The sequence below is a fragment of the Micromonospora sp. NPDC005173 genome (assembly GCF_040608515.1).
Classification (GTDB): Bacteria; Actinomycetota; Actinomycetes; order Mycobacteriales; family Micromonosporaceae; genus Micromonospora.
Map to the genome: position 1 here is coordinate 1 of NZ_JBEXIK010000017.1, position 25,204 is coordinate 25,204.

The following is a 25,204-nucleotide window of genomic DNA, read 5'->3' on the forward strand; positions in this document are numbered from 1 at the left end:
TATCTCCACCATGTCCCGCACCAGGTCGTCTTCGACTTCACCTTCGTCCAAGACGACGAGACGACGGCCGTGGGCGGCGAGCGTGGCTTCGACCAGCTCCACATTCATCCGGCCCAGCCGGTCCTTGTGCTCCACCACCACGATGCTCACCTGCGGGTCGGCCAGCAGCCGACGGGCCTTGGAACGGCCACCGTTCATCCCGGAGCCGATCTCCGACTCCACACGGACGACACGGTGACCAGCCTGCGCTGCCCACCGGGCCAAGCGGGCGGTCTGCCGCTCCAGATCGTCCGTCCGGCCATGCGCGGAAACACGGGCATACAACCCGACACCACCGACCGTTTCCGGCACGGTGTTCGCTTCGATGTTCACCAGGATCGTGCGCGGCCCCACCCGTCGCGCAGGACCGGCAACGTGCCCTCACGGAACCAGCGATACGCAGTACGCGGTGCAACACCTTGCGCCTTAGCCCATTCCGTCAGATTCACAACGAGGATCATACAACACTAAAAGCACCTAACAGTCACTCATGGACACTCCACAACAAGCAGTTAGCAACCCCTCCGCGGTGCGGGAGAACTGGAAGAACCTGCCGCAGGGCCGACCCGAGGCGCAGGCCGCGTACCAGTCCGGCTACAACGGCGGGCGGGACCAGTTCGGCCGCACCGTGCTCAACCCGGCCGGCGTCGACCTGGCCGACGGCACCTTCTGGGACGGCTTGAAGCTGACCACCAACGCCTGGGTAGACGTGGCCTACCTGTGGACCGGTGGCGGGCCGCGCGGGGTGGTGGGCGACGGGCCGCTCAACATCCGTACCGCCGCCAGCACGTCGTCCCCGATCCGGGGCCTCGCCGCCCGGTTCGCCAACGTGCCGATCCAGTGCTAAGTCACCGGCCAGTCGGTGGCCGGCCGCTACCGCACCACCACCCGGTGGAACCGCCTGGCCAGCGGGCAGTACGTCAGCCACGCGTACATCTCCAGCTTGTACGGAGGCGCGGTGCCGGTCTGCTGAGCCGAGTTCGTTCCGTCGGGCGCCGTCAGGGGCGCTCGTCGGAGCGGGCCTGGCGCACCATGTCCTGGTAGCGCGGGTGGCTGGCACCGTAGACGGCGTAGTTGAGGCGGGCGTGCGAGAGGCTGAGATCGCCGTTGGGGCCGCCCCGGACGGCGTCGGCATCGGCGTCGGTCTGACCGTCGTCGGTCCAGAAGCAGACCGGGCACGTCCCGCCGCCGGTCCGGGAGGCGCAGCAGGGACAACCCACGGGAACTACGTGTTCACCCACCGGGGAAGCATTCCACAGTTGAATATCAGCGGGCGACCCGCAGGAGGTCGCCCGGAGCCACCCCAAAGGCCCACCGCCGGCTGGCGGATATGGGACAGGCGCACTGGCCCACCGGCCACTCCCGCCGCCGAGTGCCGTTGGGGAGACTGCCCTGGTGACATATCGGAGCATGCCGGCCGTCGGAGCACTCATGGTCGCCGTCGCCCTCACCGCCGGCTGTGGCAGCGACGACGCCGACCGGCCGGACGCCTCGTCCGTCTCGGCTCCGGCGGCCACCGGGCTGCCGGCGGCGCCGATGCCCTCGACAGTCGCGCCCAGCGCCGGCAGTGCCGCGCCCTCGTCGGCTCCGTCAGCCCGGCCAGTCCTGCCGGCCCCGCCGCCCGCCGCTCCGCAGGGGCCGACTGAGCGCCGGTCCAGCCCGCCGCCGGTGGTGCTGCCCCAGCGCCCACCCGGGGCGCCCGGCGCGAAGCAGGTCGTCGACGCGTTCGTCGCCGCCGGTCTGAAGGCGACGCACCCGAAGGACCGCTCGGTCGACTGCGGCCCGGACGGGCTCGGCCTGGGCTGTTCCGAGCTCATCGCCACCGACGCCGTCACGGTGTACGTGTTCCCCGACGAGATCAGCGCCAGTGACATCGCGGCGACCTGGAGCGGCCAGTCGTACCAGCGCGGTGCGGTGGTGCTCAACTACCTGGAGGCGAAGACCCCGGCCGCCGACCGCCCGCGCTACGAGAAGGTCCTCGCCAACCTGCGCTGAGCACCGAGCCGGCGTAGGCCGTTCGGCAGGCGGGGTCAGCCGCGGAGGCGCAGGCCGCGCGGGGTGGCCCGGAAGCCGGCGGCGGTCAGCGCGTCGCGCAGCGCCGACGAGCGCACCGCCTCGCCGTCGGCCCGCTCCACCGACATGGCACCCAACGCTCCGGAGTGGACAGCGTCGGCGAGCGCCTTGCCGGCTGCGGCGAGCGTGTCGCCTTCGTCGGTGAAGGAGAGCAGCGTCCGGCCGCCGCGCTCCACGTAGAGCACCAGGTCGCCGCCGACCTGCACCACCAGGGCGCCCGCCTTACGGCCGGCCCGGTGCCCGGTCGCGGGGACGGCCCCGTCGCCAGAGTCGACCACCCGTTCCGGCCAGGGCAGCGCCGCACCGTACGGATTGGCCGGGTCGGTGGCGGCGAGCACCGTGGCCGGGGTGCCCCGGCCACGGGCGCCGTCGGCCGGCTCTGCCAGTGCGCGCAGCCGGTCGACCGCGCCGGGCACCGCGAACTGCGCTGCGCCCAGCCCTTCCACGAAGTAGCCCCGGCGGGCCGCGCCGCGCTCCTCCAACGCCGACAGCACCGGGTAGACGGCGGCGAACCCGCCGACCACCTGCTCGGCCATCACCGCGCCGCGAGTGACCACCCCGTGCCGCTCCAGCAGCACGTCGGCGAGGGCGGCGGCGCGCCGGGTCGGGTCGAGGTCCCGCTCCGGCAGCCGCGACCAGCGGCCGGCGACCGTCGGCGGACCTCCCCGGCTGGGCAGCGCCACCCGGCCCGGCCGCCGGTAGCGGGTACGCGGCGCGGACGGTCGGGAGCGGTGCGCACCGCCGGCGCCGAGCACCGCGCGTAGCGGGGCGAGGGTGTCGTTGGTGAGGTGACCGGCCCAGACCAGGTCCCAGATCACGGCGGTCAGCGCCGCGTCGTCGGTCGCGCCGACCCGGTCGGCCAGTGGCCGGAAGAACAGCGCCTGCCCGTCGCCGAGTGCGTCGAGCACCGCCTCGTGCAGCGGGGTCCGGGTCAGCGCCTCGTCGGGCGGCGGGAGCAGCAGCGGCGCGGAGTCCGCGTACGCCAGGGTGACCCAGCCGTCGCCGCCGGAGATCGCCCCCGACCCGGCCCAGAGCACCTCCCCGCTGGCGCACAGCTCGTCGAGCTGGGCGGGGGAGTAGTCGGCGACCCGGCCGGGCAGCACCAGCCGCTCCAGGGCGGACGCTGGCACCGCCGCGCCCTGCAACTGCTCCACGGTCGCGGCGAGCGCCTCCACCCCCCGGGCGGACGAGCCGACCTGTTGCCAGCGGGGCAGGAAGGTGGCCAGCGCGCGGGGCGGCACCGGCTCGATCTCCCGGCGCAGCGCCGCGAGCGAGCGGCGGCGCAGCAGCCGCAGTACCTCCGCGTCGCACCACTGGGCACCGGCCGAATCCGGGGTGAACTCCCCGGAGACGACCCGCCCGGTGGCGCCGAGCCGGCGCAGCGTCTGCTCCACCACGAACACGCCGAGCCCGAAGCGGGCCGCGCAACTCGCCGCGGCGAACGGCCCGTGGGTGCGGGCGTAGCGGGCCACCAGGTCGCCGAGCGGGTCGGCCACCGGGGCGAGGTACGCCTCGGCCACCCCGACCGGCAGTGCCACGCCGAGCGCGTCGCGCAGCCGGGCGGCGTCCTCGACGCCGACCCAGCGCTGCTGGCCGGCGATCCGGACCCGCAACACCCGGCGGGCGGCCTCCAGCTCGGTCAGCCAGGTCTCCGGCGCGCCCCGCTCGGCCAGCTCCGCGGTGCTCAGGTCGCCGAGCACCCGCAGTAGCTCGACCACGTCCTCGGCGTCGCGTGGGCGGCGCTGCTCGGTCAGCCAGCGCAGCTGCCGCTCGGTCTCGGCGAGCACCGTCGGGTCCAGCAGTTCGCGGAGGTCGACCCGGCCGAGCAGCTCGCCGAGCAGCGTCGAGTCCAGGGCGAGCGCGGCGGCGCGCCGCTCGGCGAGCGGGGCGTCGCCCTCGTAGAGGAACGCCCCGACGTAGCCGAAGAGCAGTGACCGGGCGAACGGGGACGGCTGGCTGGTCTCCACCTCGACCAGCCGCACCTTGCGGTTGGCCAGGTCGCGCATCAGCCCGGCCAGCGCAGGCTGGTCGAAGACGTCCTGGAGGCACTCCCGGGCGGCCTCCAGAGTGACCGGGAAGTCGGCGTACTCGCGGGCCACGTCGAGCAACTGCGCGGCACGTTGCCGCTGCTGCCAGAGCGGTTGGCGGCGGCGCGGGTCGCGGCGGGGCAGCAGCAGCGACCGGGCGGCGCACTCCCGGAATCGAGCGGCGAACAGCGCCGAGGTGCCGACCGACTCCTCCACGAGCTGGGCGATCTCGTCGGGCTCGAAGACCACCACGTCGGCGCCGGGTGGCTCGTCGGCGGTGTCCGGCAGGCGCACGACGATGCCGTCGTCGGAGGGCATCACCTGGGCGTCCACCCCGTAGCGCTCGGCCAGCCGGCGGCCCACCGCGAGGGCCCACGGCCCGTTGACCCGCGCGCCGAGGACGCTGTGCACGGCCAGCCGCCAGTCGCCCAGCTCGTCGCGGAACCGCTCGACCACGATCGTCCGGTCGTCGGGCAGCGAGCGGGTGGCTTCCCGCTGCTCGCGCAGGTACGCCATCAGGTTGGCGGCTGCCCAGTCGTCCAGCCCGCCGGCGCGCAGCGCGGCCAGCGCCGCCTCGTCGGTCTGGCGCAGCAGGGTGCGCACCCGGGCGCCGATGGCGCGGCCCAGCTCGACCGGCCGGCCCAGCTGGTCGCCCTTCCAGAACGGCATCCGGGCCGCCTGCCCGGGGGCCGGCGAGACCAGCACCCGGTCCGGGGTGATCTCCTCGATCCGCCAGGAGGACGAGCCGAGCAGGAAGACGTCGCCGACGCGCGACTCGTAGACCATCTCCTCGTCCAGCTCGCCGACCCGGGCGGCGCGCTCGGCGCCGGCCAGGAAGACCCCGAACAGGCCCCGGTCGGGGATGGTGCCGCCGCTGGTCACCGCGAGTCGCTGCGCGCCGGGGCGGCCGGTGAGCAAGTCGGTGGCCCGGTCCCAGACCAGCCTGGGGCGCAGCTCGGCGAAGGCGGTGGACGGGTAGCGGCCGGAGAGCATGTCCAGTACGGCGTGCAGCGCGGAGTCGGGCAGCTCGGCGAAGGGCGCGGCCCGGCGGACCAGCACGGCCAGGTCGCCGACCCGCCACGGCTCCAGTGCCACCATGGCGACGATCTGCTGGGCCAGCACGTCCAGCGGGTTGCGCGGGTAGTGCAGCTCCTCGATCGCGCCGTCGGTCATCCGCTCGGCGACCACCGCGCAGGAGAGCAGGTCGCCGCGGTGCTTGGGAAAGACCACCCCGCGGGAGACCGCGCCCACCTGGTGCCCGGCCCGGCCGACCCGTTGCAGCCCGGCGGCCACGCTCGGCGGCGCCTCGATCTGCACCACCAGGTCGACCGCGCCCATGTCGATGCCCAGCTCCAGGCTGGAGGTGGCCACCACCGCCGGGAGCTGGCCGGACTTGAGCGCCTCCTCGATGTGCTTGCGCTCCTCCCGGGAGACGCTGCCGTGGTGCGCCCGGGCGATCACCGGCGTCGCGCCGGTGGCCGCGCCGGACTGGGCCATGACCTCGGCTGGGGGCCGGCTGCGGACCGGACCGGCCGGGCCACCCCACCGCGGCGCGTCGCCCACCGGGCCGTCGCCCGGCGACCACCCGTCCGGTACGCCGACCGCGCCGTCGCCTGCCTGTGCGGCGGCCTGCGCGCTGGCCACCTCCTCGGCGGCCAACTCGTTGAGCCGCGCGCAGAGCCGCTCGGCGCTGCGCCGGGAGTTGGTGAAGACGATGGTGGAGCGGTGTGCCCCGATCAGGGAGAAGACCCGCTCCTCCACGGCCGGCCAGATCGAGGCGCGGCGCGGCCCGGGACCGCCGAGGGCGTCCTCCGACGGCTGCTCCTGCTCGTCCAGGCGGGTCATGTCCTCCACCGGGACCTGCACGCTGACCTCGATGGTCTTCGGCGTGGCCGGCTGCACGACGTCGACCGGCCGGGCGCCGCCGAGAAAGCGGGCGCAGGCGTCGATCGGCCGGACGGTCGCGGAGAGGCCGATCCGCTGTGCCGGGGCGGGCAGCAGCTCGTCGAGCCGTTCCAGCGAGAGGGCGAGATGGGCGCCGCGCTTGCTGCCGGCCACCGCGTGCACCTCGTCGACGATCACCGTCTGGACGCCGCGCAGTGAATCCCGGGCGGCGGAGGTGAGCAGCAGGAACAGCGACTCGGGCGTGGTGATGAGGATGTCCGGTGGGGTGCGGGCGAAGGCTCGGCGCTCGTCGGCCGGGGTGTCGCCGGTGCGCATCCCGACGGTGATGTCGGGCGGGGCGACGCCGAGCCGGGTCGCCGCCTGCCGGATGCCGGCCAGCGGGGCGCGCAGGTTGCGCTCCACGTCGACGGCGAGCGCCTTGAGCGGGCTGACGTAGAGCACCCGGCACCGCTGTCGGGCCTCGGCCGGAGCCGGCTCGCGGGCCAGCCGGTCCAGCGACCACAGGAAGGCCGCGAGCGTCTTGCCGGAGCCGGTGGGCGCCACGACGAGGGCGTTGCGGCCGGCGGCGACCGATCGCCAGGCGCCGGCCTGGGCGGCGGTGGGCGCGGCGAAGGCGGCGTCGAACCAGGCGCGGGTGGCCGGGCCGAACCCGGCGAGCGCCGCGCCGGTGTCTGCGTCTGCGCCGGTCACCGGTCCATCGTGCCCCGCTGGTACGACAACCACGAACGATCCACGGTGGAATGTGTCCGGCTGAACGGCATAAGCACCGAACGCGCGCTTAATACGTTAAGTCTCACTTAACTGCTTGCTTCTGAGGAGCAACATAAAGTAACTTCACTCGCAACGCGAACCGGGGTGGAGGGATCGGATGGCCGGCGAGCAGCGCAACGTCGAACCCGGCACCGATGTGCTGATCCGCAAGGTCGACAGCCACCTCGCCACGCTCCGCGGCGGCCTGCACGGTGCCGAGCTGCAGCTCGCCGAACGCCTCGCCCGCTGCCTGCGCGAGTTGGTCGTCTCGACCGCCCAGGCCAGCGCCGCCGACCGCGGCCAGGTCCGCGTCGCCGTCCACTACTTCGTGCTGCGCCGGGAGAGCCGTGGCCGGCTGCTCTCGGTGCGGTCGCTGGCCGCCGCGGAGCGGGTGGTCGACAAGGTCGCGCGTCAGCTCGGTCGCGTCGACCTGCTCGCCGAGTTGGCACGAGGCCGCCCGGCCAGCGACGACACGGTGCCCGTCGAGGACGCCCTGCTGCGCTGACCGCCGACGATGTCCGCGGCCTGCTGCCGCACCTCGCACGCCTGGCGCACCCGCCCGTCGCCGACAGCGCACGAATTCCGGCAAAACGGCCCGGCGAGCGACGAACTGACGTCTGATCGCTGCTAGGCGCCACCGCTGTCCGGCGTCGGCCACCTCGATCGGGAGCGCGAGTGCTGGTACTGCTCATCCTCCACCTCGTGGCGGCCCTATCCGCGCCGCTGCTCGTCCGGTGGTGGGGGCCACGAGCGTGCTACCCGCTGGCGCTGGCGCCGGCCGCCGCGTTCTGCTGGGCGGTGGCCCGCACCCCGGCCGTCAGCCACGGCGGGGCGGTGGTCGAGACGTACCCGTGGATCCGGCAGTTGGGCCTCGACATCGCGCTACGGCTCACCACGCTGTCCTGGCTGATGACCCTGCTGATCGGCGGCATCGGCGCGCTGGTGCTGGTCTACTGCGCCCGGTACTTCGCCGCCGGCTCGACCGGGCTGGCGCAGTTCGCCGGGGTTCTGGTCGCCTTCGCCGGCGCGATGCTGGTGCTGGTCTTCGCCGACGACCTGCTGCTGCTCTACGTGGGGTGGGAGCTGACCACGATCTTCTCGTACCTGTTGATCGGCCACAGCACCGAACGGCGGTCCAGCCGGTGGGCGGCAGCGCACGCGTTGACCGTCACCACGCTGGGCGGGCTGGCAATGCTGGTCGGGTTCATCATGCTGGGCGAGCACGCCGGCAGCTACCGCTGGTCCGAGATAGCCGCACAGCCGCTGCCCGGCGGCGGGTACCTGGTCACCGCGGTGCTGCTGATCCTGACCGGCGCGCTGTCCAAGTCGGCGGTGCTGCCGTTCAGCACCTGGCTGCCGGCCGCGATGGCGGCACCCACCCCGGTCAGCGCGTACCTGCACGCCGCCGCCATGGTCAAGGCCGGCGTCTACCTGATCGGGCTGCTCGCGCCGGTGCTCGCCACGGTCGGCCCGTGGCGGCCCGTGGTGCAGGTCGCCGGCCTGGCCACCATGCTGTTCGGCGGCTGGGCGGCGCTGCGGCAGACCGACCTGAAGCTGTTGCTGGCATACGGGACGGTCAGCCAGCTTGGCCTGCTGGTCACGGTGACCGGGGCCGGCACCCCGGACGCCGCCCTGGCCGGCACCGCGATGCTGCTGTCGCACGCGCTTTTCAAGGCGGCGCTGTTCCTGGTCGTCGGCGTCATCGACCACAGCGCCGGCACCCGCGACCTGCGCCAACTGTCCGGGCTGCGGCACTGGTCCCGGCCGCTGTTCGTGGTCGCTGTGCTGGCCGCGGCGTCGATGGCCGGGTTGCCGCCGCTGGTCGGCTTCGTGGCCAAGGAGGCAGTGTTCGCGGCGTTCACCGACCAGCCGGTGATCCTCGCTGGTCTGGTTGCCGGGACGGTGCTCACCGTCGCGTACAGCGCCCGCTTCCTCTGGGGCGCGTTCGCCGACCGGCCCGGCGTGGAGCCGGTCCAGGCAGGCCGGGTCGCCGGGTCGCTGCTGGTCCCACCGGCCGTGCTGGCCGGCGCCAGCCTGCTCGCCGGCCCGGCCGCCAGCGTGCTGGACGGCCTGCTGCGCCCGTACGCCGATCTGCTCGGCGGGGTGCACGCGCATCTGGCGCTCTGGTCCGGACCCAGCCCGGCGCTCGGCCTGACCGTGCTGGCGCTCGCCGGCGGCGGCCTGCTCTTCGCCCTGCGCGGACCGCTCGCCCCGGTGCTGGCCCGGACCCACTCGCCGATCACCGGCAGCCAGGGGTACGAGTGGATCGTGGGCCGGTTCGACCGGATGGCCATCGAGGTCACCGGAGCGACCCAGCGTGGCTCCCTGCCACAGTATCTGGGCATCATCCTGGTCGTCCTGGTGCTGCTGCCCGGCGGGGCGATGCTCGCCGCGGGCCCGTGGCACGCTCGGATCCCGCTCTGGGACTCCGCGCTGCAACCGGTTGTCGTGGTGGTGATCGCGGTGGCCGCGGTGCTGGCGGTCGGTGCCCGCCGCCGGCTGACCGCGATGCTGCTGGTCGGGATGACCGGCTACGGCATCGCCCTGCTGTTCGTCCTGCACGGCGCGCCCGACCTCGCGCTCACCCAGTTCCTGGTGGAGACCGCGACCATCGCGGTCTTCGTGCTGGTGCTGCGCCGCCTGCCGGAACGGTTCTCGGCCCGCCCGCTGCGCCGCAGCCGGTGGGCCCGCCGGGCGATCGGGGTGGCGGCCGGCGTGGTGGCCGCCGGGCTGGCCCTCGTCGCGGCGGGCGCCCGCCGGGCACCGGAGATCTCCGCCGCCTTTCCGGATCTGGCGGTGGCCCAGGGATACGGCCGCAACGTGGTCAACGTGACCCTGGTCGACATTCGGGCCTGGGACACCATGGGGGAGCTGTCGGTGCTGGTGGTGGCCGCGACCGGGGTGGCCAGCCTGGTCTTCGAGCGGTCCCGCGGCGGGCCACGGCCGCGCCGGCCGGGGTCGGACAGTCGGGCCACCCGAACCGGCCGGCCGGTGTGGCTGCGCGGAGGGCCCACGCTGCACGAGGAGCGGCGGTCGATCGTCCTGGAGGTGGTCATCCGGCTGATCTTCCACACCGTGGTGCTGTTCTCCCTGTTCCTGCTCTTCTCCGGGCACAACGCGCCGGGCGGCGGCTTCGCCGGTGGGCTGGTGGCGGGTCTCGCCCTGGTGGTCCGCTACCTGGCCGGCGGCCGGTACGAGCTGGCCGAGGCTGCCCCGGTCGGCGCCGGCACGGTCCTCGGCGCCGGGCTGGCCGTGTCGGTGGGCACGGGCGTGGTGGCGCTGCTGGCCGGCGGATCGGTGCTGGAGAGCGCCAAGGTCGATCAGTCCCTACCGCTGATCGGCGACACCCACCTGGTCACCTCGCTCTTCTTCGACGTCGGCGTGTACCTGGTCGTGATCGGGCTGGTGCTGGACGTCCTGCGCAGCCTGGGAGCCGAGGTGGACCGGCACATCGAGGCGACCGGAACCGCCACCGGCGGGCTCGCCGTCGACAAGGGGGATCGGGCGTGAGCGCGAGGAGTGAGCCGGTTTTGCGAGCCCCGCAGTCGCGATCAGAGGTGGCACCGTGACCGGCGGCGCGGGGCCCACGCTGGTGCTGGTGCTCGCCGTCGGGGTGCTGGTCGGGTGCGGGGTGATCCTGCTGCTGGAGCGCAGCCTGACCCGGATCCTGCTCGGCGTGATCCTGATCGGCAACGGGGTCAACCTGCTGATCCTGTTGGGCGGCCGGTCCGGTGGGGCACCGATCGTCGGCACCGGCCCGGTGGACCGGATGAGCGATCCGCTGCCGCAGGCCATGGTGCTGACCGCCATCGTGATCACCTTCGGGTTCACCGCGTTCCTGCTCGCCGTGGCGTACCGCAGCTGGTATCTCAGCGGCGACGACGAGGTGCCCGACGACCTTGAGGACCAGCAGATCATCCGCCGGGCCGAGCGCAACGAGACGGGCGCCATGGACGTCGGTGGGGAGGGCCCGGACGAAGACCCGGAGCAGGTCGATCCCGAGCCCGCCCGGCGTCGGCTGCGGCGCGGGGACGAGGCGTGATGAGCGCGCTGCTGCCGCTGCCGGTGGTGGTGCCGCTGCTCGGTGCGGCGCTGACCCTGCTGCTGGCTGCCCGGCCCCGGCTCCAGCGGGCGGTCAGCACGCTCTGCCTGAGCGGCACCCTCGCCGTGGCGGTTCTGCTGCTGGTGCAGGCGTACCGGCACGGGCCGGTGGTGATGGCGGTGGGCGCTTGGCCGGCGCCGGTCGGCATCGTCCTGATCGCCGATCAACTCGCCGCACTGATGCTGGTGGTCTCGTCGGCGGTCACCCTCTGCGTGCTGCTCTACTCGATCGGCCAGGGCGGGAGCGAGAGGGACGAGACCGCGCCGGTGGCCATCTTCCACCCGACGTACCTGGTGCTCACCGCCGGCGTCACCAACGCGTTCCTCGCCGGTGACCTGTTCAACCTCTTCGTCGGTTTCGAGATCCTGCTGGCCGCCAGCTTCGTGCTGATCACGCTGGGCGGCACCGAGACCCGGATCCGGACCGGCTCGACGTACGTCGTGGTCAGCATCCTCTCATCGATGATCTTCCTGACCGCGGTGGGGCTGGTGTACGCGGCCACCGGCACACTCAACCTGGCCCAGCTCGCCCAGCGCCTCGACGACCTGCCGGACAGCGTCCGGCTGACCCTCGAGCTGATGCTGCTGCTCGGCTTCGCGATCAAGGCGGCGGTCTTCCCCCTGTCGGCCTGGCTGCCGGACAGCTACCCCACCGCGCCAGCCCCGGTCACCGCCGTCTTCGCGGGGTTGCTCACCAAGGTGGGCGTCTACGCGATCATCCGCACCGAGACGCTGCTCTTCCCGGGCGGGCAGGTCGACGGGCTGCTCATGGTCGTCGCCGGGCTGACCATGCTGGTCGGCATCCTCGGCGCGGTGGCCCAGTCGGACCTGAAGCGGCTCCTCTCGTTCACCCTGGTCAGCCACATCGGCTACATGATCTTCGGGGTGGCGTTGAGCACGGCCGCCGGCCTCGCCGGCGCGATCTTCTACGTGGTGCACCACATCACCATCCAGACCACGCTGTTCCTGGTCGCCGGGCTGGTCGAGGAGCGGGCCGGCAGCACCGACCTGCGCCGCCTTGGCGGGCTGGCCCGGATGGCGCCGCTGCTCGGCGTGCTGTTCTTCGTCCCGGCGATGAACCTCGCCGGGGTGCCGCCGTTCTCCGGCTTCCTCGGCAAGCTCGGCCTGCTCCAGGCCGGGGCGGCAGCCGGCGGTCCGCTGCCCTGGGCACTGGTCGCGGCCGGCACGCTGACCAGCCTGCTCACCCTCTACGTGGCCTCCCGGGTGTGGAACATCGCCTTCTGGCGGTCGCCCCGGCTGGCCACCGCGGAGCCCGCCGTCCGAGTACCCACGCTGATGCTCGGGGCCACCGGGGGCCTGGTCGCGTTCGGGCTGGCGCTCACCGTGCTGGCCGGCCCGATCTTCGACGTCACCGCCGACTCGGCCGCCGACCTGATCTCGCGTACCCCGTACGTGCGGGCCGTGCTGCCGGGTGGCGCACCGTGACCGGCCCGCGCGGGACGGCTCCGGCGGCCGCCGGCCCACCCCCGCGGCGGGGTCGGCTCGGGCGCTGGCGGGACCAGGCGCTGGCGCTCGGCTGGCTGGTGGTGGTCTGGAACCTGCTCTGGGGCGAGGTCAACTGGGCCAACCTGGCCGGCGGCCTGCTGGTGGGCGGTGCGGTGCTGCTGTTCTTCCCGCTGCCGCCGGTCACCTTCGGCGGCCGCCTGCGCCCCTGGGCGCTGCTGGTGTTCGTGGTCAATTTCGGCACGGAACTGGTGAGCGCGAGCCTGCACGTCGCCCGGATCGCCGTGCAGCCCGGCTACCGGCCGCGCGGGGCGATCATCGCGGTTCAGCTGCGGGTGCCCACCGACCTGAACCTGGCGCTCACCGCCGAGGCGGTCTCGCTGGTGCCCGGCACGCTGATCCTCGAGCTCGACCGGGATTCCGGGACGCTCTACCTGCACGTGCTGGACACCCACGGGCCGGCGGACCTGACCGCCGCCCGGGAGCGCACCCTCGCCGTCGAGCGGCGGATCATCCGCGCGGTGGGCTCCGCCGCCGAGCTGCGCCGCGTCCAGTCCGATCCCGTCGAGAGGGGTACCCGCCCGTGACCACGTTCCTGGCCGTCGTCCTCACCGCCCTGCTGTCGGTGACCGCGCTGCTCGCGCTGGCCCGGCTCTACCGGGGCCCATCGCTGCTGGACCGGGTGATCGCCGCGGATGTGCTGCTCGCCACCATGGTCGGCGCGGTGGGCGCCGAGGCGGCGGTCAACCGACACGCCACCACGCTGCCCGTGCTGGTGGTGCTCTCCCTGCTCGGCTTCGTCGGCACGGTGTCAATGGTCCGCTTCGCCGTCCGGGAGCAGCCGTGATCGGGACGATCGCGGACTGGCTCGGTGCCGGTTGCCTGGTGGCCGGCGCGCTGCTCGGCCTGGCCGCAGGGATCGGCGCCCTGCGCTTTCCGGACGCGCTGTCCCGGATGCACGCGGCCACCAAGCCGCAGGTGCTCGGGGTGCTCCTGCTGCTGCTCGGCATCGCGCTGCGACTGCGTAGCCCGGCGGATCTCGGCATGATCCTGCTGGTGGGGGTCTTCCAGCTGGCCACCGTGCCGGTCGCGGCGCAGATGGTCGGCCGCGCGGCGTACCGGTCCGGCCGGCTGGACCGAAATCTGCTCGACGCGGACGAACTGGCCGGACGCAACCCGGGTGGCGGCCGGGCAGGACCGGCGTGACGATCGAACGGCGGCGCGTGAACCGGACGATCAGGCCCCTTCGGCCCACCCCCAGCGGAGTCCCAGACAGCGCCGATAAAATAGCGACATGATCGACTCGTCTGCCCAGGAGGGCAGCAGTAGCCAGCCGGGTTGTGCCCGGCATCTTCCCGCCCCGACGACCCCGGGAGCCCTGAGCGACCCGTGTTGATCGTCGTTGGCCTTCTTCTGATTATCGTGCTCACCGCCGCCACCGGTTACTTCGTGGCGCAGGAGTTCGGCTATGTCGCCGTGGACCGGGGCAAGCTCCGCCAGCTCGCCGATGACGGCGACCAGGCCGCCGCCCGGGCACTGGCCGTCACCAGCCGGCTCTCCTTCATGCTCTCCGGAGCGCAGCTCGGCATCACCGTCACCGCACTGCTGGTCGGGTACGTCGCTGAGCCGTTCCTCGGCGGCGGCCTCGCCGACCTGTTCGGCCTGGCCGGCGTCAGCGAGGCGATCAGCCTGCCGCTGTCGGTGGCGCTGGCTCTGATCTTCGCCACCGTGGTGCAGATGGTCCTCGGTGAGCTGGCCCCCAAGAACCTGGCCATCGCCCGGGCCGAGCCGCTGGCCCGAGTGCTGAGCCGGTCCACCCTGGTGTACCTCGCCATCGCCGGGCCGGTGATCCGGCTCTTCGACCGGGCGTCGGTGCGGCTGCTCCGCCGGATCGGCATCGAGCCGATCGAGGAGCTGCCCAGCGGTGCCACCCCTGCCGACCTGGAACAGATCATCGCCGAGTCCCGCGAGGAGGGCACGCTGGACGCCGAGATGTCCACGCTGCTCGACCGAGGTCTGGACTTCCGGGAGCTGACCGCCGGCGAGGCCATGGTGCCCCGGGTCGACGTGCACACCGTACGGGCGCACGAGCCGGTGAGCCGGGTGGTGGAGTTGCTGGACACCGGTCACTCCCGGTTCCCCGTGCGCGGCGCGGACGGCGTCGACGACCTGATCGGCATCGTCGGCATCGCCGACGTGCTGGGCGTACCGCCGGGGGAGCGGGCCACCACCCCGGTGAGCGCGGTGGCCGGGCCGCCGCTGCTGGTGCCGGAGACGCTGCCGCTGCCCACGGTGCTCGACCGGCTGCGGTCCGGGCACCGACAGATGGCCTGCGTGGTCGACGAGTACGGCGGCTTCGCCGGCGTGATCACGTTGGAGGACATCGCCGAGGAACTGGTCGGCCCGATCCGGGACGAGGACGACCCGCCCGAGCGGGCGCCCGCCCGGCAGGACGACGGGTCCTGGGTGGTGCCGGCCCGCTGGCGGATCGACGAGGTCGCCGACAGCACTGGCATCGCACTGCCCGAGGCCCCGGAGTACGACACCCTCTCCGGGCTGGTCATGCGGGAGCTGGGCCGGGTACCGGAGGTCGGCGACCGGCTGGAGATCAGGCTGCTGCCCGAGGGCGCCGACGCCGAAGACGGCGAGGCGGAGCCCCGGGCGCTGGTCGAGGTGCTGGCCGTGGACCGGCACGTGGCCGACTCGGTCCGGCTTCAGCTGACCGAGCCGGGCGAGCGAAGCGAGGTGTCCGCATGAGCCCCGGGATCGCACTGTTCGTCTCGGTGGTCCTGCTGGCGCTGAACGGGTTCTTCGTGGCCGCCGAGTTCGCCCTGATCGCCAGCAAGCGGTACCGCCTGGAGCAGGCGGCGGCGAGCGGCGGCCGGGCGGCCCAGGCCGCGCTGGACGGCGTCCGCGAGCTGTCGCTGATGCTGGCCGGCGCGCAGCTCGGCATCACGCTGTGCACCCTGGGGCTCGGCGCGCTGGCCGAGCCGGCCATCGAGCACCTGCTCAGCCCTCTGCTGCACGCCGTGGGTCTGCCGGACGCGGCCAGCCACGGGATCGCTCTGATCTTCGCACTCGGTGTGGTCACCTTCCTGCACCTGGTGGTGGGGGAGATGGCGCCGAAGTCGTGGGCGATCACCGACCCGGAGCGCTCGGCCATCCTGCTCGCGCTGCCGTTCCGTGCTTTCGCCCGGGTGTCCCGGCCGGTGCTCTCCGCGCTCAACGCCATGGCCAACGCGATCCTGCGGCTGTTCGGGGTCAACCAGCAGGATCAGCTGGCCCAGGTGCACGGCCCGGACGAGCTGCGGATCCTGCTGGAGCAGTCCCGCGAGCACGGGTTGCTCGGTGCCGAGCAGCACCAGCTGCTCACCAGCATGCTGGAGTTGCAGGGCACATCGGTCGCGCAGGTGATGGAGCCGTTCGCCACCATGGTCACCGTTGGCAGGGACGACCCGGCCGAGCGGATCGAGCAGGTCAGCCGGGACAGCGGCCGGTCCCGGCTGGCGGTGCTGGACGAGGCGGGTGACGTCTGCGGCCTGGTGCACGTCCGGGAGGCGGTGCGGGTGGTCACCGCCGGCCGCAGCGCCACCGTCGGGGAGCTGATGACCCCCGCGTTCACCCTGCCCGCGACCTCCTCGGTCACCGAGGCGGTGGCCGCGATGCGGGCCCGGCAGTCCCAGCTCGCGCTCGTGCGCAACGGGGGTGGCCCGGCCCGGCCGATCGGTTTCGTGGCGCTGGAGGACCTGTTGGAGGAGGTCATCGGCGAATTCGACGACGAGACCGACACGGTGCCGCGCGGCCGCCGCATGAGATGAAACCGGAGGGGTGGTCCCTCTTCGCGGAAGTTGAGGTGGCCATGCGCGGGGTCCGCGAGAGTTGAGGGGGCCACGCGCGGGGTCCGCGAGAGTTGAGGGGGCCTCGCGGGGGTTGAGGTGGCTGTGAGCGTGGCCTGGTGGAGGGGGCGCGGTGCGGCTGACGGGGGTGTCCCGGGAGTCCGGCTGGACCGGGCTGTCCGTGCAGACCACGCTGGCCAATCCGAGCACCCGACCGGGCCTGCGCCTGCCAGGGCGGGTGACGCTGGCGGCCGGGCCGGACGACGTGCTGGTGCGGCACATCCGGCTCGGCCTGGTCACCACGGTCGAGCCGGATGACCCGGCCGCTGCCCGGCGCCTGATGCAGTTCTGTCAGGTGCCGATCGCCGGCCGGTTCGTCGTGCCGGCCGGTCGTCGGCGAGCGGTCGACTTCGCGATGCCGTTGCCGTGGGAGACCCCGGTGACCATCTTCGGCGGGGTGCCGCTGCTGAACCTGCGGATGGGGCTGCGGACCGAGGTGTCTGTCGACCCGGAGCTGGATCAGGGCGCCATGGTGCCGGTCTTCGTGCACCCGATCCCCACCCAGCAGCACGTGCTGGCGGCGCTGGAGACGCTGGGTTTCGTGATCCGCCAAGCCGGGTTGCAGGAGGGTGGGCTGCCCGGGGTGGAGCACACCCTGCCGCTGCACCAGCGGTGGGGCTACTGGGTGGCGCCGCTCTACGCCGGCCCGATCACCGAGCTGGAGGTGATCTTCGTGACCAACTCGGCGGGTCTGGAGGCGATTCTCTGGATGGACCGCCGGCTGGCGCTGGCCGGGATCACCCACCAGAGCATCAGCCGGTTCCGGATCTGGCACGCGGACGCCGACCGGCGGGACTGGGTCACCACCGTGGACGGCTGGTTGCGCCAAGCCATCAACCGGCACGCCGCCGCAGCCGCGCACGCCGATTGGTCCGCGCAGATCAGCGAGTCCGCCCATGTGAGTCGCCATCCCGACGAGCCGGTCCGGCCCGGCTTCGGCCTGGGCGGCACCGCTGGCGGGGCCGGCGTCGGTGGTGGCGGCTCCGGCGGTGACGGCACCTGACCAGGGTCGGGTCAGCCGGCGCTGGCGGTGGCGAGCTTGAGGCTGAAGGCGAGGAAGAGCGCGGCGACGGCGGTGGTGCCGCCGGCGGCGAGCCGGCGGCGCTGGCTGAACTGCGCGGCCAGGAAGGTGCCCGCGAAGATCAACGCGGTCAGGTAGAGCGCGCTGGTCACCTGAGCGATCAGCCCCAGCAGCAGGAACGACAGCGCCGGCCAGGCGTAGCCGGGGTCGACGAACTGGATGAAGAACGAGATGAAGAACAGGATCGCCTTCGGGTTCAGCAGGCTGATCACCAGCGCCTTGCGGAACGGGCTGCGCATCGCCGCCGGCTCCGCGGCGTCGATGAGCCGCGGCGTGCTCGGGTTGTTGCGGTCGCGCCAGCGCCGCCAGGCGCCGCGCAGCATGGTCACCCCGACATACCCGAGGTACGCGGCGCCGACGTACTTGATCACCATGAACACCGGCGGGTACGCCTTGAGCAGCGACGCCACCCCGGCGGCGGAGAGGAACATCAGCACCCCGTCGCCGACGAACACCCCGCCAGCGGCCCGGTAGCCGGCCCCCACGCCCCGTTTGGCGGCGGTGGAGAGCACGAAGAGTGAGTTCGGCCCGGGCAGCAGGATGATGGCCACGGTGCCCAGCACGTACGTCCAGATGTCGGTGATCCCCAGCACGCCCGCCATCATCACGCCACCGGTGCCGTCCGGCGAAGCCTTTCCCGGAGCCTGAGCTGTGCGTTCGGCCACTCGTCGACGGTCATCGCGTACTGCACGGTGTCCCGCCAGGAGCCGTCCGGGCGTTGCCGGTGCATCCGCAGCACGCCCTCCCGGGTGGCGCCGAGCCGTTCGATGGCCGCCTGCGAGCGTTCGTTGCGGATGTCGGTGTGCCAGGCCACCCGCACCGCGCCCAGCTCGTCGAAGGCCCGACTGAGCAGCAGCAGCTTCGCCTCGGTGTTGATCCCGGTACGCCACCACGGCCGGCCCAGGAAGGTGTAGCCGATCGCGACCGACCGCCGTTCCGGGTCGATCTCGTAGTAGGACGTGCTGCCGACCACCGCCCCGGTCGCCGCGCAGCGCTGCACCCAGGGCACCCGCTCGCCGCGGTGCTGCGCGGCCAGCGCGGCGGCGATCACCTCGGCGGTCCCGTCTGGCGCGCTCGGTGCCGCGACGTTCATGTGCCGCCAGACCTCCTCGTCGGCGGTGGCGGTGTGCAGCTCGTCGGCGTGGGCCAGGTCCAGCGGCTCCAGCCGGACGTGTTCGCCGCTCATCGGGGCCGGGTCGTGCCAGGGCGTGCGGGGCGCCCGGAGGTACGCCGGCAGCGGCGCGGTGACTCCGGCGTCCGGCTCGGGCAGCCCGGCGGTCAGCCGCAGCGGCAGGACCCCGGCCCAGTGCGGCAGGTGCAGGTCGGCCTCGTCCTCGCGGACTCCTCCGCTGCGGGCCCGGACCGACACCTCGCGCAGCGGCAGTGCCAGTACGGCGGTCTCGGCCAGCTCCCGCCGGCTGGGCGGGCGGCTGTCCGCGCTGCGTCCCGCGCCCACCTTCTCCACCAGCGCGGTGAGCATGGCGATCTTCTCCCGCTCGTCGGTGACCAGCCGGGCGGTGCCCAGCGCGACCACTGAGCGGTAGTTGGCGCTGTGGTGGAACTGGGAGCGGGCGTAGACCAGCCCGTCGAGCAGGGTCACCGTGACGCAGACCGGCAGCCCGTCGCCCCGGGCGGCGAGCAGCGGCCGGCTGCCGGTGGAGCCGTGCAGGTAGAGCGTGTCGCCGATCCGTACGTGCAGGGTGGGTAGCACCCGCGGCTGGCCGTCGACGGTGAACCCCAGCGCGCAGTGGTACGCCTCGTCGAGCACGGCGTGCGCGGCGTCCCGGTCGTAGCTCATCTTGTCGCGGGAACGGTTGGGAGTGGTCCGGGCGGTGGGTGGGTACATGCTCGCCCCTTTGTTCTAGTACAATCTCCGATTTGTGTCAGCACGCTATCAGTTCGCCGGGACGACGGCCGTCGCGATTTCGGCCAGCATCGAGTCGGGCATCCGTACGGGTGCCCTGCCACCCGGGACCGCCCTGCCACCGGTCCGGGTGCTCGCCGCCGAGCTGGGCGTCAGCCCGGCCACTGTCGCCCGCGCCTACCAGGAGCTGCGCCAGCGCGGCCTGCTCGCCACCGCCGGGCGGCACGGCACCCGGGTGCGCCCCCGCCCACCGGTGGCCGCCCGGCGCTCCGCGCTGCGCCCGGCGCCGTTGCCCGGCGCCCGTGACCTGTCCCGGGGCGAGCCCGACTCCCGGCTGCTGCCCTCGCTCGGCCCGCACCTGGCGGCCCTCGCCGCCGAGGCCGGCCCGCCGGTCGGCTACTCCACCGCCGGAGTGCTGCCCGAGCTTGCGGCGGCGGCCCGCGCCCGGCTGAGCGCCGACGGAGTGCCGGCCGGGGAGCTCACCCTCACCGGTGGCGCGCTGGACGGCATCGAGCGGCTGCTCGGCGCCCACCTGCGTCCCGGCGACGCGGTGGCGGTGGAGGATCCGGGCTGGGCCAACCTGCTCGACCTGGTCGCCGCGCTGGGGCTACGCCCGATCGGCGTACCGCTGGACGACGAGGGTCCGTTGGTGGCCGGGGTGGCGGCCGCGCTCGCTGCCGGTGCGCGGGCGCTGGTGGTCACCAGCCGGGCGCAGAACCCGACCGGCGCGGCCGTCTCCGCCGCCCGGGCCGAGGCGCTGCGGGCGCTGCTCGCCGGCCGGCGGGACCTGCTGCTGATCGAGGACGACCATGCCGCCGAGCTGGCCCGCGTACCCCTGCACCCGCTGGCCGGGGCGACCCCGAGCTGGGCCTTCCTCCGGTCGGCGAGCAAACCCTTCGGCCCGGACCTGCGGCTGGCCGTGCTGGCCGGCGACGAGACCACGGTGGCCCGGGTGACCGGCCGGACGCGGGTGGGCGCCGGCTGGGTCTCCACCGTGCTGCAACGACTGGTGCTCGCGCTGTGGCGGGACCCGGCGGTCGCCGAGCTGGTGGAGCGGGCGGCGGAGAGTTACGAGCAGCGGCGCGAGGGGCTGCTGGCCGCGTTGGCGGAGCACGGCCTGACCGCGCACGGCCGCAGCGGCATCAACGTCTGGCTGCCGGTGGCCGACGAGACCAGCGCGGTCACCGCGCTGCGCGACGCCGGCTGGTCGGTGGCCCCCGGCAGCCTCTACCGAATCGCCGCCCCGCCCGGCCTCCGCATCACCATCAGCCCTCTCGCCACGTCCGATCTCGCCCCGCTGGCCGCCGCGCTGGCCCAGGCCGCGGACCCGACCCCACTCCCCGGCTTCTCCACCTGACCCACCTCTCCCCGACCAGGTCCCGTCAGACAGAAAGCGGGAGATCGCGACGGTTTGGGCTGCGTGGGGTGGGTATGCGGGGCGCCGGAGGTGGGGACCATGGCTTCAGGTGGGACGCGCAAGGGGATCTGGATCGCGGTGGCGGTGGTGATCATCATCATCGTGATCGTGCTGATCGCGATGGCGTCCGGCGACGGCGGCGGCGGCAACGGGTACTGACGCGGTACGACCGGCTGCCCGCAGTCGCCGGGGCGTACCCGGCACGAGGCACCGAACAGGTATATAACAGTCGGCATGGCCAAGGAGACCGGGAGTGCCCCGGGCGCCCAGCGGTTCATCCCTCCCGACGCGGACACCATCGACGAGCTGCGTGCCGCCGCGGGTGGCTGTCGGGGGTGCGAGCTGTACCGGGACGCCTCGCAGACGGTCTTCGGCCGGGGCGACGAGAGCGCGCGAGTGGTGCTGGTCGGGGAGCAGCCCGGCGACCTGGAGGACCAGAAGGGGCTGCCCTTCGTCGGTCCGGCCGGTCGGCTGCTGCGCCGCGCGGTCGACGACGCCGGGCTGGACCCGAGGCAGCTGTACCTCACCAACAGCGTGAAGCACTTCCGTTTTGAGCTGCGCGGCAAACGGCGGATCCATCAGACCCCGGACCAGGTGCACATCACCGCCTGCCGGCCCTGGCTGGTCGCCGAGTTCGCCCGGCTCCGGCCGGAGATCGTGGTGGTGCTCGGCGCGACCGCCGCCAAGGCGCTGCTCGGCCCGTCCTTCCGGGTGACGAAGCAGCGCGGGGAGTTGCTGCCCTGGCCAGCCTCGGCTCAGCACCCGGAGGACTTCACCCGTGTGCCGGTGGACAGCGCCGGCACGGTGGCCGACGTGCCGCCGGCCCGGCTGCTGGCCACCATCCACCCGTCCGCCGTGCTGCGCGCCGACGACCAGGACAAGGCGTACGAGGGACTGGTCGCCGACCTCACCGTCGCCACCCGCGCCCTGCCCGCCTGAGAACGAGCGTCGGATCGGCTGACAGCGAAACCCACTGCCGTCGGCGGCAGCGGGTGCGCGAGGATGGGCACCCCCGTCCTGAGGAGCGCCGATGGCCACCGACCTGAGCGCGCCACGTACCGTCCGCCCCGACGTCGCGCCGATCCAGCGGCGTACCCTGCGGCTGCTCTTCACCACCCAGATCATCGGCGGCATCGGCGTGACCATCGGCATTGCCGTCGGTGCGCTGCTCGCCGCCCGGATCGCCGGCACCGCGGTAGCCGGCCTGGCGCAGAGCGCCGGGGTGGTCGGCGCGGCGCTGCTCGCCATCCCGGTCACCCGGATCATGGCGCGGCACGGCCGGCGGCCGGGCCTGGTGGTGGCGTACGCGGTGGGTGCCGTCGGCGGCGTGCTGGTGGTGCTGGCCGCGGTCACCCGCTCGGTGCCGCTGCTCTTCCTCGGCATGCTGTTCTTCGGCGGAGGCACTGCCGCGAACCTCCAGGCCCGTTACGCGGCGGTGGACCTCGCCGAGCCTGCCCGCCGGGCTCGCCAGCTCTCCCTGATCGTCTGGGCCACCACCATCGGCGCGGTGGCCGCTCCGAACTTCGCCGCCCTGGCCGACCGGGTCACGAGTGGCTGGGGGCTGCCGCCGCTGGCCGGCCCGTTCGCATTCAGCGCGGCCGCGTTCGTGCTGGCCGGCGGCGTACTTCTCGGGTTGCTCCGGCCCGACCCGCTGCTCACCGCGCGCCGTCTCGCGGCGGCTGACGCGCCGGTGGCCGACGTGCCGGCGGCCGTGCTGGCCGCCGAGGCGCCAGCGGACGGCGGCCCGGTCGGTGGCGGTGTGGCGCCGGCCGCCGCGCCGGTCGAGGTGCGCGCGCCGCGCGGCGCCGGGATGCGGGTGGCCTGGTCGGTGGTACGCGGGCGGCCCGCCGCCCGGCTCGGCATCGCGGCGGTGGCGGTCGGCCATCTGGTGATGGTGGCGGTGATGTCGATGACCCCGGTGCGGCTCGGTGAGTCGCACGCCGACGCCGACGTGCTGCGGCTGGTCGGCATCGTGCTGAGCCTGCACATCGCCGGCATGTACGCCCTCTCCCCGCTGGTCGGCTGGCTCACCGACCGGCTCGGTCGGCGGGTGGTGATCCTCGGTGGGGTCGGGCTGCTGCTGGCAGCCTGTGCGGTCGCCGGCACCGCCGGGCACCACACGCCCCGGCTCTCGGTGGGTCTGGTGCTGCTCGGGCTGGGTTGGTCGGGGACGATGGTGGCCGGCTCGACGCTGCTCTCCGAGTCGGTGCCGGCCGGCGTGCGGCCGAGTGTCCAGGGGCTGTCCGATCTGACCATGGGGCTGGCCGGGGCTGGCGCCGCCATGGCTAGCGGGTTTGTCATGCAGGTCGCCGGTTATCCGGTGCTCACCCTGCTCGCGGCGGTCGCGACGGTGCCCCTGGTGGCGCTAGCGTTGCGCCCGGTGCCGACCGGGGCACCGGACGAGGAGGGCTGATCACGTGCGGCTGACCGACTTCTGGGCGCGGCTGGAGGAGGCGTTCGGGCCCGGCTACGCGGCCAGCATCGCCCGTGACCAGGTGCTGTCCCAGCTCGATGGACGCACCATCGAGCAGGCGTTGGCGTCGGGGGAGCAGACGCACGTGGTGTGGCGGGCGGTGTGCGCCGCGTACCCCGACCGAGTGCCCGCCCGACTACGCTGAGCAGCCTTTTCGGCGCTTCCGCGTGTCGCTTGTCGAGTCGTACACCTGTTCGGCTATTGTCCACAGCGGGGTGCTCGTCCACAGCTCGCGGCCCGTCGGCTGGTTTTCTGTCGGACCCAGCGCCTAGCGTGTCCGCGTGACGCGAAGCTCAGCAAAGACGCCGGCGAAGGCAGGGGTGGCAACCATGGCAGCAGGGCCTGACCGGGAGAAGGCACTCGACCTAGCTCTCGCTCAGATTGACAAGCAATTCGGCAAGGGCTCGGTGATGCGGCTGGGGGACCGGCCCGTCGTCCAGACCGCGATCATCCCGACCGGCTCCATCGCGCTCGACGTGGCACTCGGCATTGGTGGCCTGCCGCGCGGCCGGGTGGTCGAGATCTACGGCCCGGAGTCCAGCGGTAAGACCACGGTGGCGCTGCACTCGGTGGCCAGCGCCCAGCGGCTCGGCGGCATCGCTGCCTTCATCGACGCCGAGCACGCGCTCGACCCGGAGTACGCGAAGGCCCTCGGGGTCGACACCGACGCGATGCTGGTCTCTCAGCCGGACACCGGCGAGCAGGCGCTGGAGATCGCGGACATGCTGATCCGCTCCGGCGCGATCGACATCATCGTGATCGACTCGGTGGCGGCCCTGGTGCCGCGCGCCGAGATCGAGGGTGAGATGGGCGACAGCCACGTGGGCCTCCAGGCCCGGCTGATGAGCCAGGCGCTGCGGAAGATCACCGGTGTGCTCAGCAACACCGGCACCACGGCGATCTTCATCAACCAGCTCCGGGAAAAGATCGGCGTGATGTTCGGCAGCCCGGAGACCACCACCGGTGGTCGGGCACTGAAGTTCTACGCCTCGGTCCGGCTCGATGTGCGACGCATCGAGAGCCTCAAGGACGGCACCGACGTGGTCGGTAACCGCACCCGGGTCAAGGTCGTGAAGAACAAGGTCGCGGCCCCGTTCAAGCAGGCCGAGTTCGACATCATGTACGGCAAGGGCATCTCGCGCGAGGGCTCGCTGATCGACGTCGGCGTGGAGCAGGCGATCATCCGCAAGTCCGGCGCCTGGTACACGTACGACGGCGACCAGCTCGGCCAGGGCAAGGAGAAGGCCCGGGAGTTCCTCAAGGAAAACCCGGACGTGGCCGCCGAGATCGAGAAGAAGATCCTGGAGAAGCTCGGCGTCGGGGTCGGTGCGGGTGACGCCGCCGGCGGCCCGGAGCTGCCGCCGGTCGACTTCTGACCGGTCGCTGACCCATGGCAGGACGACGCGCCCGTACGGGACGGGGCTGGGATGCCAGCCCACCCCGTACGGGCGATGCCAGTGACCCGCCCCGCCCTCGCCGGGGTCGCCGTGGCCGGTCCGAGGAGGCCGACGCCGTCGAGTCCTCGGCGCCGCCTCGTGACGAGTCGGAGGTGGCGCGCGAGATCTGCCTGCGCCAGCTCGCCGTCCGGCCACGCACCCGGGCCGAGCTGGCCGGGGCGCTGGCCAAGCGGGGCATCTCCGAGCAGGTCTCAGCCGAGGTCCTCGACCGGTACGACGAGGTCGGCATCATCGACGACGCCGCGTTCGCTCGGGCCTGGGTGTCCAGCCGGCACACCGGGCGTGGCCTGGCCCGCCGGGCGCTCGCCAACGAGCTGCGCCAGCGGGGCGTGGACGGCGAGGTGGCCACCGAGGCGCTGGGCGAGCTGGACGAGGAGACCGAGGCGGAGACCGCCCGTGCCCTCGTGGAGCGGAAGCTGCGCACCGCCCGAGGTGAGCCCGACGCGATCTTCCGGCGACTGGTGGGCATGCTGGCCCGCAAGGGCTACCCACCCGGCGTGGCGATCCGGGCGGTGAAGGACGCGATCGCGGCGCAGAGCGCCGAGGCGGCCGAGTTCGCCGAGCAGATCGACGCCGACGCGCTCGCCGACGCCGAGGGCGAATTGGACCGCGACAACCGTCCGGTCGAGTGAGCGGCCCGGTCGGTGGTCCGGGGCG

Annotated in this window: 22 protein-coding genes and 1 pseudogene; 18 read left to right on the forward strand and 5 right to left on the reverse strand. The window is 73.5% G+C overall.

The genetic code is table 11. The annotated features are described in order from the left end of the window. A partial coding sequence (locus tag ABZV00_RS19860; protein WP_355608224.1) for an IS607 family transposase occupies positions 1–393 on the reverse strand: 393 nt, incomplete at its 3' end. Positions 394–556: 163 nt separating this feature from the next. Here ABZV00_RS19860 and ABZV00_RS19865 point away from each other — a divergent pair. Then, positions 557–1,012, forward strand: a pseudogene (locus ABZV00_RS19865) (hypothetical protein); the annotation flags it as partial. Positions 1,013–1,037: 25 nt separating this feature from the next. Here ABZV00_RS19865 and ABZV00_RS19870 read toward each other — a convergent pair. Next, the gene (locus tag ABZV00_RS19870) at positions 1,038–1,280 is read right to left on the reverse strand and encodes a CPCC family cysteine-rich protein (protein ID WP_355608226.1); all 243 of its coding nucleotides are present in this window, start codon (positions 1,278–1,280) and stop codon (positions 1,038–1,040) included. Between the two features lie 154 nt (positions 1,281–1,434). Here ABZV00_RS19870 and ABZV00_RS19875 point away from each other — a divergent pair, with 154 nt between their 5' ends. Further along, a complete protein-coding gene (locus ABZV00_RS19875; RefSeq protein WP_355608229.1) occupies positions 1,435–2,034 on the forward strand; it encodes a hypothetical protein in 600 nt (199 codons plus the stop codon). A gap of 35 nt (positions 2,035–2,069) precedes the next feature. Here the strand turns inward: ABZV00_RS19875 and ABZV00_RS19880 are convergent, their stop codons facing one another. Further along, complete coding sequence (locus ABZV00_RS19880; protein ID WP_355608232.1) at positions 2,070–6,734, reverse strand: ATP-dependent helicase; 4,665 nt, start codon at positions 6,732–6,734, stop codon at positions 2,070–2,072. 178 nt (positions 6,735–6,912) lie between these two features. Here ABZV00_RS19880 and ABZV00_RS19885 point away from each other — a divergent pair, with 178 nt between their 5' ends. The 10 genes from ABZV00_RS19885 to ABZV00_RS19930 all read left to right on the forward strand — a co-directional run bounded on the left by ABZV00_RS19885 (position 6,913) and on the right by ABZV00_RS19930 (position 17,258). Further along, complete coding sequence (locus ABZV00_RS19885; protein WP_328424727.1) at positions 6,913–7,299, forward strand: hypothetical protein; 387 nt, start codon at positions 6,913–6,915, stop codon at positions 7,297–7,299. Between the two features lie 170 nt (positions 7,300–7,469). Beyond that, entirely contained in the window at positions 7,470–10,304 is a 2,835-nt protein-coding gene (locus tag ABZV00_RS19890) for a Na+/H+ antiporter subunit A (RefSeq protein ID WP_355608236.1), read from the forward strand. Between the two features lie 55 nt (positions 10,305–10,359). Then, the gene (locus ABZV00_RS19895; RefSeq protein ID WP_355608239.1) at positions 10,360–10,836 is read left to right on the forward strand and encodes a Na(+)/H(+) antiporter subunit C; all 477 of its coding nucleotides are present in this window, start codon (positions 10,360–10,362) and stop codon (positions 10,834–10,836) included. After that, positions 10,836–12,341 (forward strand): Na+/H+ antiporter subunit D, encoded by a 1,506-nt coding sequence (locus ABZV00_RS19900; RefSeq protein ID WP_355608241.1) that lies wholly within the window; start codon positions 10,836–10,838, stop codon positions 12,339–12,341. Before ABZV00_RS19895 ends, ABZV00_RS19900 begins: the two co-directional genes overlap by 1 nt. Beyond that, positions 12,338–12,946 carry a Na+/H+ antiporter subunit E gene (locus ABZV00_RS19905; RefSeq protein ID WP_355608244.1) on the forward strand — a complete coding sequence of 203 codons (609 nt, stop codon included), beginning with the start codon at positions 12,338–12,340 and terminating at the stop codon, positions 12,944–12,946. Before ABZV00_RS19900 ends, ABZV00_RS19905 begins: the two co-directional genes overlap by 4 nt. Further along, positions 12,943–13,206 (forward strand): monovalent cation/H+ antiporter complex subunit F, encoded by a 264-nt coding sequence (locus tag ABZV00_RS19910; protein WP_355608247.1) that lies wholly within the window; start codon positions 12,943–12,945, stop codon positions 13,204–13,206. The genes ABZV00_RS19905 and ABZV00_RS19910 overlap by 4 nt, the downstream gene beginning before the upstream one ends. Beyond that, positions 13,206–13,565: a monovalent cation/H(+) antiporter subunit G gene (gene mnhG, locus ABZV00_RS19915; RefSeq protein ID WP_355608492.1), complete on the forward strand. Its 360-nt coding sequence runs from the start codon at positions 13,206–13,208 to the stop codon at positions 13,563–13,565. The genes ABZV00_RS19910 and mnhG overlap by 1 nt, the downstream gene beginning before the upstream one ends. A 183-nt stretch (positions 13,566–13,748) precedes the next feature. Beyond that, positions 13,749–15,116 carry a hemolysin family protein gene (locus tag ABZV00_RS19920; protein WP_355608249.1) on the forward strand — a complete coding sequence of 456 codons (1,368 nt, stop codon included), beginning with the start codon at positions 13,749–13,751 and terminating at the stop codon, positions 15,114–15,116. Continuing rightward, positions 15,113–16,177: a hemolysin family protein gene (locus ABZV00_RS19925; RefSeq protein ID WP_355608251.1), complete on the forward strand. Its 1,065-nt coding sequence runs from the start codon at positions 15,113–15,115 to the stop codon at positions 16,175–16,177. The genes ABZV00_RS19920 and ABZV00_RS19925 overlap by 4 nt, the downstream gene beginning before the upstream one ends. Before the next feature lie 151 nt (positions 16,178–16,328). After that, positions 16,329–17,258: a sporulation protein gene (locus ABZV00_RS19930; RefSeq protein ID WP_355608254.1), complete on the forward strand. Its 930-nt coding sequence runs from the start codon at positions 16,329–16,331 to the stop codon at positions 17,256–17,258. A gap of 11 nt (positions 17,259–17,269) precedes the next feature. On the opposite strand, the gene leuE is transcribed toward ABZV00_RS19930, so the two are convergent. Further along, the gene (gene leuE / locus ABZV00_RS19935; RefSeq protein ID WP_355608256.1) at positions 17,270–17,941 is read right to left on the reverse strand and encodes a leucine efflux protein LeuE; all 672 of its coding nucleotides are present in this window, start codon (positions 17,939–17,941) and stop codon (positions 17,270–17,272) included. After that, positions 17,941–19,182, reverse strand: coding sequence for a bifunctional pyridoxamine 5'-phosphate oxidase family protein/GNAT family N-acetyltransferase (locus ABZV00_RS19940; protein ID WP_355608259.1), 1,242 nt, complete (start codon positions 19,180–19,182; stop codon positions 17,941–17,943). The genes leuE and ABZV00_RS19940 overlap by 1 nt, the downstream gene beginning before the upstream one ends. 34 nt (positions 19,183–19,216) lie before the next feature. Between ABZV00_RS19940 and ABZV00_RS19945 the strand changes: the two genes are divergently transcribed. From ABZV00_RS19945 to ABZV00_RS19970, 6 genes are all read left to right on the forward strand, one after another. Further along, entirely contained in the window at positions 19,217–20,557 is a 1,341-nt protein-coding gene (locus ABZV00_RS19945) for an aminotransferase class I/II-fold pyridoxal phosphate-dependent enzyme (protein ID WP_355608262.1), read from the forward strand. A gap of 294 nt (positions 20,558–20,851) precedes the next feature. After that, positions 20,852–21,556 (forward strand): UdgX family uracil-DNA binding protein, encoded by a 705-nt coding sequence (locus ABZV00_RS19950; protein WP_355608265.1) that lies wholly within the window; start codon positions 20,852–20,854, stop codon positions 21,554–21,556. 91 nt (positions 21,557–21,647) lie between these two features. Next, the gene (locus ABZV00_RS19955) at positions 21,648–23,030 is read left to right on the forward strand and encodes an MFS transporter (protein WP_355608268.1); all 1,383 of its coding nucleotides are present in this window, start codon (positions 21,648–21,650) and stop codon (positions 23,028–23,030) included. Between the two features lie 4 nt (positions 23,031–23,034). Beyond that, positions 23,035–23,235 carry a DUF3046 domain-containing protein gene (locus ABZV00_RS19960; RefSeq protein ID WP_074318010.1) on the forward strand — a complete coding sequence of 67 codons (201 nt, stop codon included), beginning with the start codon at positions 23,035–23,037 and terminating at the stop codon, positions 23,233–23,235. A gap of 184 nt (positions 23,236–23,419) precedes the next feature. After that, complete coding sequence (recA, locus tag ABZV00_RS19965; protein WP_053656326.1) at positions 23,420–24,466, forward strand: recombinase RecA; 1,047 nt, start codon at positions 23,420–23,422, stop codon at positions 24,464–24,466. A 14-nt stretch (positions 24,467–24,480) separates the two neighbouring features. Next, positions 24,481–25,179: a regulatory protein RecX gene (locus tag ABZV00_RS19970; protein ID WP_328424757.1), complete on the forward strand. Its 699-nt coding sequence runs from the start codon at positions 24,481–24,483 to the stop codon at positions 25,177–25,179. Positions 25,180–25,204 lie beyond the last annotated feature (25 nt).